Origin of the sequence: Pseudomonas sp. P9_31 (genome assembly GCF_034008235.1) — a bacterium.
Lineage (GTDB): Bacteria > Pseudomonadota > Gammaproteobacteria > Pseudomonadales > Pseudomonadaceae > Aquipseudomonas.
This window is the reverse complement of the sequence record NZ_CP125375.1, coordinates 818,884-832,541: the sequence shown is the minus strand read 5'-3', so window position 1 is coordinate 832,541 and position 13,658 is coordinate 818,884. Positions and strand designations below refer to the sequence as shown.

Sequence of the window (13,658 nt, the reverse complement as noted above, 5' to 3'; positions counted from 1 at the left end):
ACCTATTTTGTGTCCACTGAAGATCTAATGTGGGAGCGAGCCTGCTCGCGATAGAGCGCAAAGCGCTCTCCTACAATCCGCCAGTCGCTTGAAAACTTACGCCAATCACCGTCAACAACGACAGCGGCAACAGCAACGTGTCGAGCAAGGCACTGGCCGGCAGATCAACACCTGGATAACTCGGCGCTTCTGCGCCAAATCTGTCCATGGCACAGCAACCGCCGTTCATCGCATACAGATCCAGTCGCGTCCCCGAATACACCACCGGCGCCCCAGGCTTGGCGGCATCGAGGGTGCGTGCCGTGGCGCAGCCCGCCAGTTGCAACGCCAACAGGATGATCAGCAGCTTATTCATCGCTGCTCAAATGGTGTTCGCCCCAACGCGGCAGCATGTCTTGCGGGATGTTCAAACAGTTGAGAATTCGCGCCACGACGAAGTCGATCAAGTCATCGATGGTCTGGGGCTGGTGATAGAAGCCCGGCGACGCCGGCAGAATCGTCACGCCCATGTTCGACAGCTTGAGCATGTGCTCCAGATGAATGCTCGAATACGGTGCCTCGCGCGGCACCAGAATCAGCTGGCGACGCTCCTTCAAGGTCACGTCGGCCGCCCGCTCGATCAAGTTGTTGCAGGCCCCGGTGGCGATAGCCGACAAGGTCCCGGTGGAACACGGCACCACCACCATCGCCGCTGGCGAGCCAGAACCCGAAGCCACCGGCGACATCCAGTCTTCCTTGCCGTACACCCGAATCTGCCCGGCGGCGGCGCCGGTGTATTCAGTGAGGAAGGCTTGCATCATCTGCGGTTTGGACGGCAGCGAGACATCGGTTTCAGTGGCCATCACCAGTTGCGCGGCCTTGGAAATCAGGAAGTGCACTTCGCGGTCTTCACGCACCAGGCAGTCGAGCAGGCGCAAGCCGTACTGGGCGCCCGAAGCGCCGGTCATCGCCAGCGTGATGCGTTCCGGGCCGTTGTTCATTGCAGCGCCTCGGCCAGTTTGCCGTGCAGGCCGCCGAAGCCGCCGTTGCTCATGATCACCACGTGAGTGCCCGGCTGGGCCTGGCTCTTCACCCGCTCGATGATGCCTTCCAGCGAATCGCTGACGATCGACGGCACGGTGCACAACGCCGCCGTGGCGCCCAGATCCCAGCCGAGGTTGGCCGGTGAATACCAGATCACCTGATCGGCATCGACCACGCTCTCCGGCAAGCCATCGCGGTGAGCGCCGAGTTTCATGGAGTTGGAGCGCGGCTCGATGATCGCGATCAATGGCGCGTCGCCAATGCGTTTGCGCAGACCGTCGAGGGTGGTGGCGATGGCGGTCGGGTGGTGAGCGAAGTCGTCGTAAATGGTGATGCCACGCACTTCAGCGACTTTCTCCATCCGGCGCTTCACGCTTTTGAACGCGCTCAGTGCAGCGATGCCCATCGACGGCACTACGCCGACGTGACGCGCGGCTGCCAAGGTAGCCAAGGCGTTGGCGACGTTGTGCTGACCGGTCATGTCCCACTCGACCACGCCTTGAGCGACGCCTTCGAACATCACTTCGAATTTCGAACCGTCTTCGCTGAGCAGTTTGACCTGCCACTGCCCGCCGGCACCGGTGGTTTGCACCGGGGTCCAGCAGCCCATGTCGATGACGCGCTGCAAGGCCGGTTCAGTGGTCGGATGGATCACCAGGCCCTCGCTCGGAATGGTCCGTACCAAATGGTGGAACTGCCGCTCGATGGCTGGCAGATCAGGGAAGATGTCCGCGTGATCGAACTCAAGATTGTTCAGAATCGCCGTACGCGGACGGTAGTGAACGAACTTGGAGCGCTTGTCGAAGAACGCGCTGTCGTATTCGTCGGCTTCGATCACGAAAAACGGCGTGCCGCCCAGACGCGCCGACACCGAGAAATTCTGCGGCACACCGCCGATCAGGAACCCCGGGCTCATGCCCGCATGTTCCAGCACCCAGGCGAGCATGCTACTGGTGGTGGTTTTACCGTGAGTGCCGGCAACCGCCAGCACCCAGCGGCCTTGCAATACGTGATCGGCCAGCCATTGCGGGCCGGAGACGTACGGCAGGCCTTTGTTCAGCACGTACTCGACGGCCGGGTTGCCGCGGGACATGGCATTGCCGATCACCACCAGGTCCGGGGCCGGGTCGAGTTGCGCCGGGTCGTAACCTTGGGTCAACTCAATGCCCTGGGCTTGCAACTGAGTGCTCATCGGCGGATAGACGTTGGCATCGGAGCCGGTCACGTGATGGCCCAGCTCTTTGGCCAGAACCGCCATCGAACCCATGAAAGTGCCGCAAATACCAAGAATATGAATGTGCATAGTCGACCTCGTAAAACATGGCCGCAGGTTAGCTTAGGGAGGGGAAAATCGCACTCTTTAGCTGTAACCACGCTCGTTCCCACGCTCTGCGTGGGAATGCAGCAAGGGACGCTCTGCGTCCCAAAAGCGGACGCAGAGCGTCCGGGGAGGCATTCCCACGCAGAGCCTGGGAACGATCAGTCACAACCTAGCGGGCGATACCGTGTTTGCGCAGCTTTCTGTAAAGCGTATTGCGGCTCACGCCCAACTGCTCGGCGGTGTGGGTCATGTGCCAGCGCTGCTGCTCCAGCGCGCTGAGCAATGCCAACCGCTCGGCATCGTCCAGCGGATACTCGGACGGTTCTTCAACCGCCGACGCCGTCACCGGTCGGGCCTGACGAATCATCGCCGGCAAATCTTCCAGCCCGATCCGACCGCCGTCACACAGCGCTGCCAAGGTCCGCAGCACATTGCGCAACTGCCGCACGTTCCCCGGCCAGGCAAAATCCAGCAAGGCCTGCCGCGCCGGGGCATCAATCAACACGCTCTCCCCGCCCGCCTCTTCGGCCAGCAAAAAGTCGAGCAACTGTGATTTATCCGTGCGCTCGCGCAACGCCGGCAAGGCAACCTCCAACCCATTGAGCCGGTAATATAAATCCTCGCGGAAACTGCCGTCCTGCACCCTTTCAAGCAGGTTGCGGTGAGTGGCGCTGATGATCCGCACATTGACCGACTCCGGCTCGCCGCCGATCGGCACCACCTGACGGTCTTCCAGCACCCTTAATAGCCGGGTCTGCATGGTCAGCGGCATGTCACCGATTTCATCGAGGAACAAGGTCCCGCCATCAGCCTGCTGCAACTTGCCGCGCATGCCTTCCTTGCGGGCACCGGTGAAACTGCCGCCGCGATAGCCGAACAGCTCACTTTCGATCAGGCTTTCGGGAATCGCCGCGCAATTGAGGGCAACGAACGTCTTTTCTGCCCGTTGACTGGCCTGATGCACGGCTTTGGCGAAGGCTTCCTTGCCAGAACCGGTTTCACCGTTGATCAGCAACGGCACGTCCCGTTCGAACACCCGCAGGGCCTTGCGGAAGTCTTCCTGCAGCGCGGCATCGCCCAGGCAAATACCCGACAAGCGCGGACGCTCGACAACCATCGGGCTTTGCACCACAGGCACAGGAATGCTGCGCGGCTGCCCGCGCAACACGGCAAACAACCGCCGCCCGTCACGGGTGCGCAGCGGCCAACTGGCGCTGGCATTGGCGCTCGCCCGGCCAAGCAACTCATCCAGCGAGCAATCGAAAAACGCTTCCACCGGCTTGCCCAACAGCCCGCCGCGAATATGCCCCAGCAAATTCAGCGCACTCTGGTTGACCGCACAGATCCGCCCTTCCCCGTCGAACGCCAGCAGCCCTTCGCTGAACAGCCCGACGGATTCGGCCTGCAAGTGAAAACGCAGCAACCATTGATTGTCGAAGTAACGCAGGAAATAGCAGCTCTCGATCATCTTCGCCGACAGATTGACCAGGGCCATGGTGTGGAATTGGCTCTGACGCGAAACCTCATGACGCGCCGAAGACACGTCAAGCACCGCCAGCAGCTCGCCGTGGGGGTCGAACACCGGGCTCGCCGAGCAGGTCAGGCCGGTGTGACGGCCGCGAAAATGTTCGTCCTGATGGATGGTCAGGGACTGGCGCTCCACCAGGCAGGTGCCGATGCCGTTGGTGCCTTCGCAGGCTTCGCTCCAGTCCGCCCCCAACCACAGGCCGGCGCGCTCGAAAATCTTCCGTTCGGCGGGCGCGGTGACGCAATTGAGGATCACCCCGCGGGCATCGGTCAGCAGCACCGCGTGGCCGGCGCCGGAAAGCTGCTGGTGGAGGCTGGTCATTTCGTTGCCGGCGATCTGTAGCACTTGCTGCAAGCGTTCGCGGCTTTCCAGCACGCGGCCATGCTCCAGCACCGTCGGCGCCATGGTCAGAGCCGGGTCGAGGTGATAGTCCTCAAGACAACGCAGCCAGGAACGGGCAATGGACGGATCGCTGCCGGGACCGTGCAGGTGGGATTTACCCTGGGTCACGGTCAACACTTGCTGGGCATGGCGACTTAAATGGTTGTCGTGCATTTCTTATTATTCTCCCCGAGCGGTTTACACCGCCCCTGTAGGAGCTGCCGAAGGCTGCGATCTTTTGATCTTGTTCCTTAAAAGCAAAATCAAAAGATCGCAGCCTCGTTTCACTCGGCAGCTCCTACAGGGTTATGCGGCAGCCATCAAAGGTGTGTAAAGAGCATCGAGCATCCTCCAGCCTGGCCAGCATTGCAATGCTGGCAAGACCCACCAGTCACAGCCTGCGCCACAAACGGTACAAAGTGTCACAGGGGCTGTACCGCAAGCGTCACAAACGCCGCCCATCTGTCCGACAAAAAGCGCGCAACACCTTGATTTACCTGACCTGCAAGGCGCTGGCCCGACCTTTGCTCTACGCTTATGCAGCGCTCTGGCGCGTCCTCCCTTATAAGCACAAAAGCCAAGGAGATACCCATCATGCGTTACGCTCACCCCGGTACTGAAGGCGCTATCGTTTCGTTCAAGAGCAAATACGGTAACTACATCGGCGGCGAGTTCGTCGCGCCTGTCAAAGGTCAGTACTTCACCAATACATCGCCGGTCAACGGCCAACCTATTGCCGAATTCCCGCGCTCCACGGCCGAAGACATCGAAAAGGCCCTGGACGCTGCCCATGCCGCCGCCGACGCCTGGGGCGCCACGTCCGCCCAGGCACGCTCGCTGGTGCTGCTGAAAATCGCCGATCGCATCGAACAGAACCTGGAACTGCTGGCAATCACCGAATCCTGGGACAACGGCAAGGCCGTGCGCGAAACCCTCAATGCCGACATTCCATTGGCCGCCGACCACTTCCGTTACTTCGCCGGTTGCATCCGCGCCCAGGAAGGCAGCGCCGCCGAGATCGATGGCAACACCGTGGCCTATCACATCCATGAACCGCTGGGCGTGGTCGGGCAGATCATCCCGTGGAACTTCCCGATTCTGATGGCCGCCTGGAAACTCGCTCCGGCCCTGGCCGCCGGTAACTGCGTGGTCCTTAAACCGGCCGAGCAAACCCCGCTGGGCATTACCGTGCTCATGGAGCTGATCGGCGACCTGCTGCCACCCGGCGTACTCAACGTGGTGCAAGGGTTCGGCAAAGAAGCCGGAGAAGCCCTGGCCACCAGCAAGCGCATCGCCAAGATCGCCTTCACCGGCTCGACCCCGGTCGGCTCGCACATCATGAAATGCGCCGCCGAAAACATCATTCCGTCCACCGTGGAGCTGGGTGGCAAGTCGCCGAACATCTTCTTCGAAGACATCATGCAAGCCGAGCCGACGTTCATCGAGAAAGCCGCCGAAGGCCTGGTACTGGCGTTCTTCAACCAGGGTGAAGTCTGCACCTGCCCGTCCCGCGCCCTGGTGCAGGAATCGATCTACGACGAGTTCATGAAAGTGGTCATGAATAAAGTCCTGCAGATCAAACGTGGCGACCCGCTGGACACCGACACCATGGTCGGCGCCCAGGCGTCCGAGCAGCAATTCGACAAAATTCTTTCGTACCTGGAAATCGCCAAGGGCGAAGGCGCCGAGCTGCTGACCGGCGGCAAGGTAGAAAAACTCGAGGGCAGCCTGGCGACCGGGTATTACATCCAGCCGACCCTGCTCAAGGGCACCAACAAAATGCGCGTGTTCCAGGAAGAAATCTTTGGCCCGGTGGTGAGCATCACCACCTTCAAGGACGAAGCCGAAGCCCTGGCCATCGCCAACGACACCGAGTTCGGCCTGGGTGCCGGCCTCTGGACCCGCGACATCAACCGCGCCTACCGCATGGGCCGTGCCATCAAGGCTGGTCGCGTGTGGACCAACTGCTACCACCTGTACCCGGCGCACGCCGCGTTTGGCGGTTACAAGAAGTCCGGCGTCGGGCGTGAAACCCACAAAATGATGCTCGATCACTATCAGCAGACCAAAAACCTGCTGGTGAGCTACGACATCAATCCGTTGGGCTTCTTCTAAAAACCGGGGCGATACAGGTAGTTCTGTATTGCCCTTCAAACAGCTATCGCGAGCAGGCTCGCTCCCACATTGGATTTGGGTCAGCCCCCAAAAGTGGATTTGCCACCTAACCCTGTGGGAGCGAGCCTGCTCGCGAAGACGTCCTCCATGACACATCAATCATCGCCCTGCTGCTCTGGCACGGGCTTTGCGTGCCCGCATTACACGAAAACGCCATACCCGAAAGTCCAACAGATCAAACAATAAAAAAGACAGAGAGGACTTATGACTTCTACTACACAGCTCAAACCCACACTCGGCACCCTGCATCTATGGGGCATCGCCGTCGGCCTGGTGATTTCCGGCGAGTACTTCGGCTGGAGTTACGGCTGGGGCACCGCAGGCACCCTGGGTTTTCTCGTCACCGCGTTGATGGTGGCGACGATGTACACCTGTTTTATCTTCAGCTTCACCGAATTGACCACCGCCATTCCCCACGCTGGCGGGCCGTTTGCCTATAGCCGTCGGGCCTTCGGTGAAAAAGGCGGGCTGATCGCCGGCATTGCTACCCTGATCGAATTCGTTTTTGCGCCTCCGGCCATTGCGATGGCCATCGGCGCCTATCTCAATGTGCAATACCCGGAACTGGACCCGAAGATCGCCGCTGTTGGCGCCTATTTCGTGTTCATGGGCCTGAATATCCTCGGCGTCAGCATCGCGGCCACCTTCGAATTGGTGGTCACCGTGCTCGCCGTCGCCGAATTGCTGGTCTTCATGGGCGTGGTCGCACCGGGCTTCAGCTTCAGCAATTTCGTGCTCAATGGCTGGTCGGGATCCAACGAATTCACCATGGCCTCAATCCCCGGCATCTTTGCGGCGATACCTTTCGCGATCTGGTTTTTCCTCGCCATTGAAGGCGCAGCCATGGCCGCCGAAGAAGCCAAGGACCCGAAACGCACGATTCCCAAGGCTTATGTCAGCGGTATTCTGACCCTGGTGTTCCTCGCTATCGGCGTCATGGTGATGGCGGGCGGTGTCGGCGACTGGCGCCAACTGTCGAACATCAACGACCCGCTGCCTCAGGCGATGAAAGCCGTGGTCGGCAACAATTCGAGCTGGATGCACATGCTGGTCTGGATCGGCCTGTTCGGCCTGGTAGCGAGTTTCCACGGGATCATTCTCGGCTACTCGCGACAGTTCTTCGCCCTGGCTCGCGCCGGTTATCTGCCCAAAGGGCTGGCCAAACTTTCGCGCTTCCAGACGCCGCACCGGGCGATTCTGGCGGGCGGCGTGATCGGCATCGCGGCGATCTACAGCGACGGTCTGGTCAACCTGCAGGGCATGACGCTGACGGCTGCGATGATCACCATGTCGGTATTCGGTGCCATCGTGATGTACATCATCAGTATGCTGAGCCTGTTCAAATTGCGTAAAACCGAGCCGAACCTGGAACGCACCTTCCGCGCGCCGGGCTACCCGATCGTACCGGGGATCGCGCTGTTTCTGGCGGTGGTGTGCCTGGTGGCGATGGCGTGGTTCAACACCTTGATCGGGTGTGTGTTCCTTGGGTTCATGGTGGCCGGTTACCTGTATTTCCAACTGACCGCCAAGCAGCGTTCCGACGCGCCAGCGGATGCGATGCTCGAAGGCGTCTGAGTTGCACCGGCGCCGGGCTGATTCCCGGCGCCTGCCATATTGAAGTGCAGTGCAGTTCCCTATGTGGGAGCGAGCCTGCTCGCGATTTGCGGTCTGACATCCAAAACATGTGTCGAATGACACACTGCAATCGCGAGCAGGCTCGCTCCCACAGGGTTCGGCGGTGCATTCGGGTTATTTATTGAATCAGGAGGACACCGTCCCATGGCCGTATTTGCCCATACCGTCGGCGCCCAGACCTACCGCTTCGACAGCCTCAAGGACGTCATGGCCAAAGCCAGCCCGGCGCGCTCAGGGGACTTTCTGGCCGGTGTTGCCGCCCTCAATGATGGCGAGCGAGTGGCCGCGCAGATGGCCCTGGCTGATATCCCGCTGACTCATTTCCTGCAGGAAGTGCTGATTCCTTATGAGGCCGATGAAGTTACCCGGCTGATCATCGACACTCACGACAAACAGGCTTTCGCGGTTGTCAGCCACCTCACCGTCGGTGGTTTCCGCGACTGGCTGCTCAGCGACGCCGCCGACGAACAGAGCCTGCGCGCCCTCGCTCCGGGCCTGATCCCGGAAATGGTCGCCGCCGTGTCAAAGATCATGCGCGTGCAGGATCTGGTGCTGGTGGCGCAGAAAATCCGCGTGGTCACGAAATTCCGCGGCACGCTGGGCCTGCGCGGCCGGCTCTCGACACGCCTGCAACCCAACCACCCCACCGACGAACCGGCCGGTATCGCCGCGAGCATTCTCGACGGCCTGCTGTACGGTAACGGTGACGCGATGATCGGCATCAACCCGGCCACCGACAGCATCGCGTCGATCTGCGCCATGCTGGAAATGCTCGATGCGATCATCCAGCGCTACGAAATTCCTACGCAGGCCTGCGTGCTGACCCACGTCACTACGTCCATCGAGGCGATAAATCGAGGTGTTCCGCTGGACCTGGTGTTCCAGTCGATTGCCGGCACCGAAGCGGCGAATGCCAGTTTCGGTATCAACCTCAACGTCTTGCAGGAAGGCTATGACGCGGGCTTGAGCCTGAACCGCGGCACGCTGGGCCAGAACCTGATGTATTTCGAGACCGGTCAGGGCAGCGCCTTGTCGGCCAACGCCCACCACGGCGTCGATCAACAGACTTGCGAAACCCGCGCCTACGCCGTGGCGCGTCATTTCAAGCCGTTTCTGGTAAACACCGTCGTAGGCTTCATCGGCCCGGAATACCTCTATAACGGCAAACAGATCATCCGCGCCGGTCTCGAAGATCACTTCTGCGGCAAGCTTCTGGGCGTGCCCATGGGTTGCGACATCTGTTACACCAATCACGCCGAAGCCGATCAGGACGACATGGACACCCTGCTGACCTTGCTGGGTGTGGCCGGGATCAACTTCATCATGGGCATCCCCGGCTCCGACGACATCATGCTCAACTACCAGACCACCTCGTTCCACGACGCCCTCTACGCCCGGCAAACCCTGGGCCTGAAACCGGCGCCGGAGTTTGAACAGTGGCTGGCGAACATGGGCATCTTCACCCAGGCAGACGGCAAAATTCACTTCGGCAACAGCCTGCCAGCGGCCTTCCGCCAGGCATTGGCGCAACTGGGATGAGTGTTGATATGGATAAACCACCCGTCGATCCGCAAAACCCATTGCTGGAACTGCGTCGCCTGACGCCGGCACGTATTGCCCTCGGTCGTACAGGCACCAGCATGCCGACCAGCGCGCAGCTGGACTTCCAGTACGCCCATGCACAGGCCCGGGATGCGGTGCATCTGCCATTCGACCACCCGGGGCTCAGTTCGCAACTGGCCGAACGTGGACGTGAGAGCTTGCTGCTGCACAGCGCCGCCACGGACCGGAACAGTTATTTGCAGCGCCCCGATTTGGGGCGCAAGTTGAGTGATGAGTCGGCGCAGACCCTGCGCGATTACGCGCAAGCCCATCCTGGCGGCGTAGATCTGGCTGTCGTGGTGGCCGATGGTCTCTCGGCGCTGGCCGTTCATCGCCACACTTTGCCGTTTCTGGCGCGCATGGAAGAACAGACAGCCGCTGAGGGCTGGTCCCTGTCACCGGTGATTCTGGTGGAACAGGGCCGGGTTGCGGTGGCCGACGAGATTGGCGAGCTGTTGGGTGCGAAAATGGTGGTCATACTGATCGGCGAACGCCCAGGATTAAGTTCGCCAGACAGCCTGGGGTTGTATTTCACCTATAATCCCAAGGTCGGACTGACGGACGCCTATCGCAACTGCATCTCCAATGTCCGGCTTGAAGGCTTGAGTTACGGCATGGCGGCACACCGTTTGCTGTATCTGATGCGCGAAGCCTGTCGGCGGCAGTTATCGGGGGTCAGTCTGAAGGACGAAGCCCAGGTTCAGACGCTGGAGTCGGACACCGGGGCGGACATGAAGGGTAATTTCCTACTCCGCCCGTCGGAAGCCTGAACCGTTTCCGCATTGCGTTTCTATTCAGGTTTCAGGCAGGATCGATGCACGGCCGCCAAGGGTTTCCCATCGCCGTCACCATGTAAGACAGCCACTTGAAGACGAGACCTACCATGCGGATTATTCAAGCGACCCTCGAACACCTGGACCTGCTGACCCCGTTGTTCGTCAAATATCGCGAGTTTTATGGCTCCCTGCCGTATCCGGACTCGTCCCGGGCATTCCTCGAGAAACGCCTGCGGCGCAAGGAGTCGGTGATCTACCTGGCCCTGGCCGATGACGACAACAACAAACTGATGGGTTTCTGTCAGTTGTACCCGAGCTTTTCGTCTCTTTCGCTTAAACGCGTGTGGATCCTCAACGACATCTACGTCGCCGAAGACGCCCGCCGCCAGTTGGTGGCCGACAACCTGATCCGCACCGCGAAAAAAATGGCCAAGGAAACCAATGCCGTGCGCATGCGCGTTTCCACCAGCAGCAATAACGATGTGGCGCAGAAAACCTACGAATCCATCGGGTTCAAGGAAGACACCGAGTTCAAGAACTACGTGTTGCCGATCAGTGACGGGATTTAAGATCCCAAAAAGATCGCAGCCTTCGGCAGCTCCTACATTGACCGGGGCGACCTCGACCCTGTAGGAGCTGCCGAAGGCTGCGATCTTGTCCCGCAAACTCCGCAACCCATCGACATCCCTCGCTACAAACTCGACGCGTTTTTCACTTTTCACCCCGTATAATGCCAATTCTTTCCGGCTCGTAAGAAAAATCACACTTAGCTGTAGTCTTACGCGAAGCCATCCGCACAGGCCTGCTGAGTCGGGCCATCACCACAGGTGCTTTCCATGGATTTCAACCCAATCGACGTTATCCTGCATCTCGATGTTTACCTCGAGATGCTGGTGAGCAACTACGGAGCATGGATTTACGCCATCCTGTTTCTGGTGATTTTCTGCGAAACCGGTTTGGTGGTGATGCCGTTCCTGCCGGGTGATTCCCTGCTGTTCATCGCGGGCGCCGTAGCGGCCGGTGGCGGCATGGACCCGGTGCTGCTGGGCGGCCTGCTGATGCTGGCGGCGATCCTCGGCGACAGCACCAACTACGTGATCGGCCGCACCGTCGGCGAACGGCTGTTCAGCAACCCGAACTCGAAAATCTTCCGCCGCGACTACCTGCAACAAACCCACGATTTCTACGACAGGCACGGCGGCAAAACCGTGACCCTGGCGCGCTTCATGCCGATCATCCGCACCTTTGCCCCATTCGTCGCCGGCGTGGGCAAAATGCCTTACCCGCGTTTCTTTGCCTTCAGCGTTTTAGGCACCATCCTCTGGGTGGGTGGCCTGGTGACCCTCGGTTACTTCTTCGGCAACGTACCGTTCATCAAGAAAAACCTGTCGCTGCTGGTGGTGGGTATCATCCTGGTGTCGCTGCTACCGATGATCATCGGCGTGATCCGCAGCCGCCTCGCTAATGCCGCATCCAAAGCCGAACCCCGCTGACTCACGATGTGGTCCCTTAGCGCCTGGCGACGCCGGCGCACCCTGGCCAGGCATCCGATTGCCGACGACATGTGGCAACGGGTGCGCCATCACCTGAGTTTTCTCGATGGTCTCAGCGCTGCGCAAGACCAGTGGCTGCGTGAAGCCAGCGTACTGTTCCTGCAGGACAAACACCTGACCGCCCTGCCCGGCGTCGAGCTCCATCAAGAGCAACGCCTGCTGCTCGCCGCCCAGGCTCAATTGCCGCTCATGCATTTGGGCGACCTGAACTGGTATCAGGGCTTTCACGAAATCATCCTCTACCCCGACGACTTCCTCAGCCCACAGCGCCATCGCGATGCCAGTGGCGTCGAACATGAATGGGACGGCGAACACAGCGGTGAAGCCTGGCAGCAAGGCCCGATCATCCTCGCCTGGCCCGGCGTGATGGCCAGCGGGGGCTGGGAAGGCTACAACCTGGTGATCCACGAACTGGCGCACAAACTCGACATGCTCAACGGCGACGCCAATGGCCTGCCACCGCTGCACGCCGACATGCGCGTCAGTGACTGGGCCAGGGTCATGCAAGAAGCCTATGACGACCTCGACCGGCAACTGGAGCGCAACCCGGACGCTGAAACCGCCATCGACCCGTACGCGGCGGAAAACCCCGCCGAGTTCTTCGCGGTCACCAGCGAATACTTCTTCAGCGCCCCGGATTTGCTGCATGAGGCTTATCCTCAGGTGTATGAGCAGTTGAGGCTGTTTTACCGACAGGATCCACTGGCGCGTCTGCGGCAACTTCTGGCCGAGAACCCGGTCTATCAAGCTCACGACTAGTGCCCAGCCTCACAGATACGTTGCTTTTTTGACGAGTGGCCGTTGTGGTCAGGCAAGGCGCCGCGACGAGTCATAGCTGGCTATGGCGAGGAGCGGCAACGCAGCATGGCCACAACGGACGCCGTCAAAAAGCGACAGTATCTGTGAGGCTGGGCACCTGGGTCTACACGACCTCTGGTACATAGCAACGGTGGCGGAATATGCCTATAATCGCCGCCACTTTTTGGTCAATCCGGCCAAGTGTTTTTGGTCAACTAACGGGGGCACCGCCCAATGAGCTACAGCAAGATTCCGGCTGGCAAAGACCTGCCGAACGACATCTACGTCGCGATCGAGATCCCGGCCAACCACGCGCCGATCAAATACGAAATCGATAAAGACAGCGATTGCCTGTTCGTTGACCGTTTCATGGCCACCCCAATGTTCTACCCGGCCAACTACGGTTACATCCCGAACACCTTGGCTGACGACGGTGACCCCCTCGACGTGCTGGTCGTGACCCCTTACCCGGTTGCTCCAGGTTCGGTGATCCGCGCACGCCCAGTCGGCATCCTGAACATGACCGACGACGGCGGCGGCGATGCCAAAGTCATCGCAGTCCCACACGACAAGCTGTCCCAGCTGTACGTCGACGTGAAGGAATACACCGACCTGCCACCTCTGCTGATCCAGCAGATCGAGCACTTCTTCGCGAACTACAAAGATCTCGAAAAAGGCAAATGGGTGAAGATCGAAGGCTGGGCCGGTGCAGACGCCGCCCGCGACGCGATCACCAAGTCGGTTGCTGCCTACAAAGGCTGAGAAGCAGCGATAAGCTTCTAGCTGCAAGCGTCAAGAAGAACCCCGGTTGATCCGGGGTTTTTTGTGAGCGCTTGGCCCACCACTAAACGGAACGTTTAACACTT

The 13,658-nt window shown here is 60.2% G+C and carries 12 protein-coding genes; 8 read left to right on the top strand and 4 right to left on the bottom strand.

Annotation, left to right across the window (positions count from 1 at the left end; genetic code table 11):
- Positions 1-70: 70 nt before the first annotated feature.
- From QMK51_RS03800 to QMK51_RS03785, 4 genes are all read right to left on the bottom strand, one after another.
- Positions 71-355, bottom strand: coding sequence for a YceK/YidQ family lipoprotein (locus tag QMK51_RS03800; RefSeq protein ID WP_008009029.1), 285 nt, complete (start codon positions 353-355; stop codon positions 71-73).
- A complete protein-coding gene (gene ubiX, locus QMK51_RS03795) occupies positions 348-980 on the bottom strand; it encodes a flavin prenyltransferase UbiX (protein ID WP_223485712.1) in 633 nt (210 codons plus the stop codon). The genes QMK51_RS03800 and ubiX overlap by 8 nt, the downstream gene beginning before the upstream one ends.
- Positions 977-2,326, bottom strand: coding sequence for a UDP-N-acetylmuramate:L-alanyl-gamma-D-glutamyl-meso-diaminopimelate ligase (mpl, locus tag QMK51_RS03790; protein ID WP_030129555.1), 1,350 nt, complete (start codon positions 2,324-2,326; stop codon positions 977-979). The genes ubiX and mpl overlap by 4 nt, the downstream gene beginning before the upstream one ends.
- Positions 2,327-2,513: 187 nt before the next feature.
- A complete protein-coding gene (locus QMK51_RS03785) occupies positions 2,514-4,427 on the bottom strand; it encodes a sigma-54-dependent Fis family transcriptional regulator (RefSeq protein WP_320393195.1) in 1,914 nt (637 codons plus the stop codon).
- A 420-nt stretch (positions 4,428-4,847) separates the two neighbouring features.
- Between QMK51_RS03785 and QMK51_RS03780 the strand changes: the two genes are divergently transcribed.
- From QMK51_RS03780 to ppa, 8 genes are all read left to right on the top strand, one after another.
- A complete protein-coding gene (locus QMK51_RS03780; RefSeq protein ID WP_258698906.1) occupies positions 4,848-6,368 on the top strand; it encodes an aldehyde dehydrogenase family protein in 1,521 nt (506 codons plus the stop codon).
- 264 nt (positions 6,369-6,632) lie between these two features.
- Positions 6,633-8,003: an ethanolamine permease gene (gene eat / locus QMK51_RS03775; RefSeq protein WP_320393194.1), complete on the top strand. Its 1,371-nt coding sequence runs from the start codon at positions 6,633-6,635 to the stop codon at positions 8,001-8,003.
- Positions 8,004-8,207: 204 nt separating this feature from the next.
- Positions 8,208-9,602 carry an ethanolamine ammonia-lyase subunit EutB gene (locus QMK51_RS03770; RefSeq protein WP_320393193.1) on the top strand — a complete coding sequence of 465 codons (1,395 nt, stop codon included), beginning with the start codon at positions 8,208-8,210 and terminating at the stop codon, positions 9,600-9,602.
- An 8-nt stretch (positions 9,603-9,610) separates the two neighbouring features.
- A complete protein-coding gene (gene eutC, locus QMK51_RS03765; protein ID WP_320393192.1) occupies positions 9,611-10,435 on the top strand; it encodes an ethanolamine ammonia-lyase subunit EutC in 825 nt (274 codons plus the stop codon).
- Between the two features lie 113 nt (positions 10,436-10,548).
- Complete coding sequence (locus QMK51_RS03760; protein ID WP_038981361.1) at positions 10,549-11,010, top strand: GNAT family N-acetyltransferase; 462 nt, start codon at positions 10,549-10,551, stop codon at positions 11,008-11,010.
- A gap of 267 nt (positions 11,011-11,277) precedes the next feature.
- A complete protein-coding gene (locus tag QMK51_RS03755; RefSeq protein ID WP_320393191.1) occupies positions 11,278-11,934 on the top strand; it encodes a DedA family protein in 657 nt (218 codons plus the stop codon).
- A 6-nt stretch (positions 11,935-11,940) separates the two neighbouring features.
- Complete coding sequence (locus QMK51_RS03750; protein ID WP_320393190.1) at positions 11,941-12,753, top strand: zinc-dependent peptidase; 813 nt, start codon at positions 11,941-11,943, stop codon at positions 12,751-12,753.
- Between the two features lie 273 nt (positions 12,754-13,026).
- Complete coding sequence (ppa, locus tag QMK51_RS03745; protein ID WP_008052339.1) at positions 13,027-13,554, top strand: inorganic diphosphatase; 528 nt, start codon at positions 13,027-13,029, stop codon at positions 13,552-13,554.
- Positions 13,555-13,658: the final 104 nt, after the last annotated feature.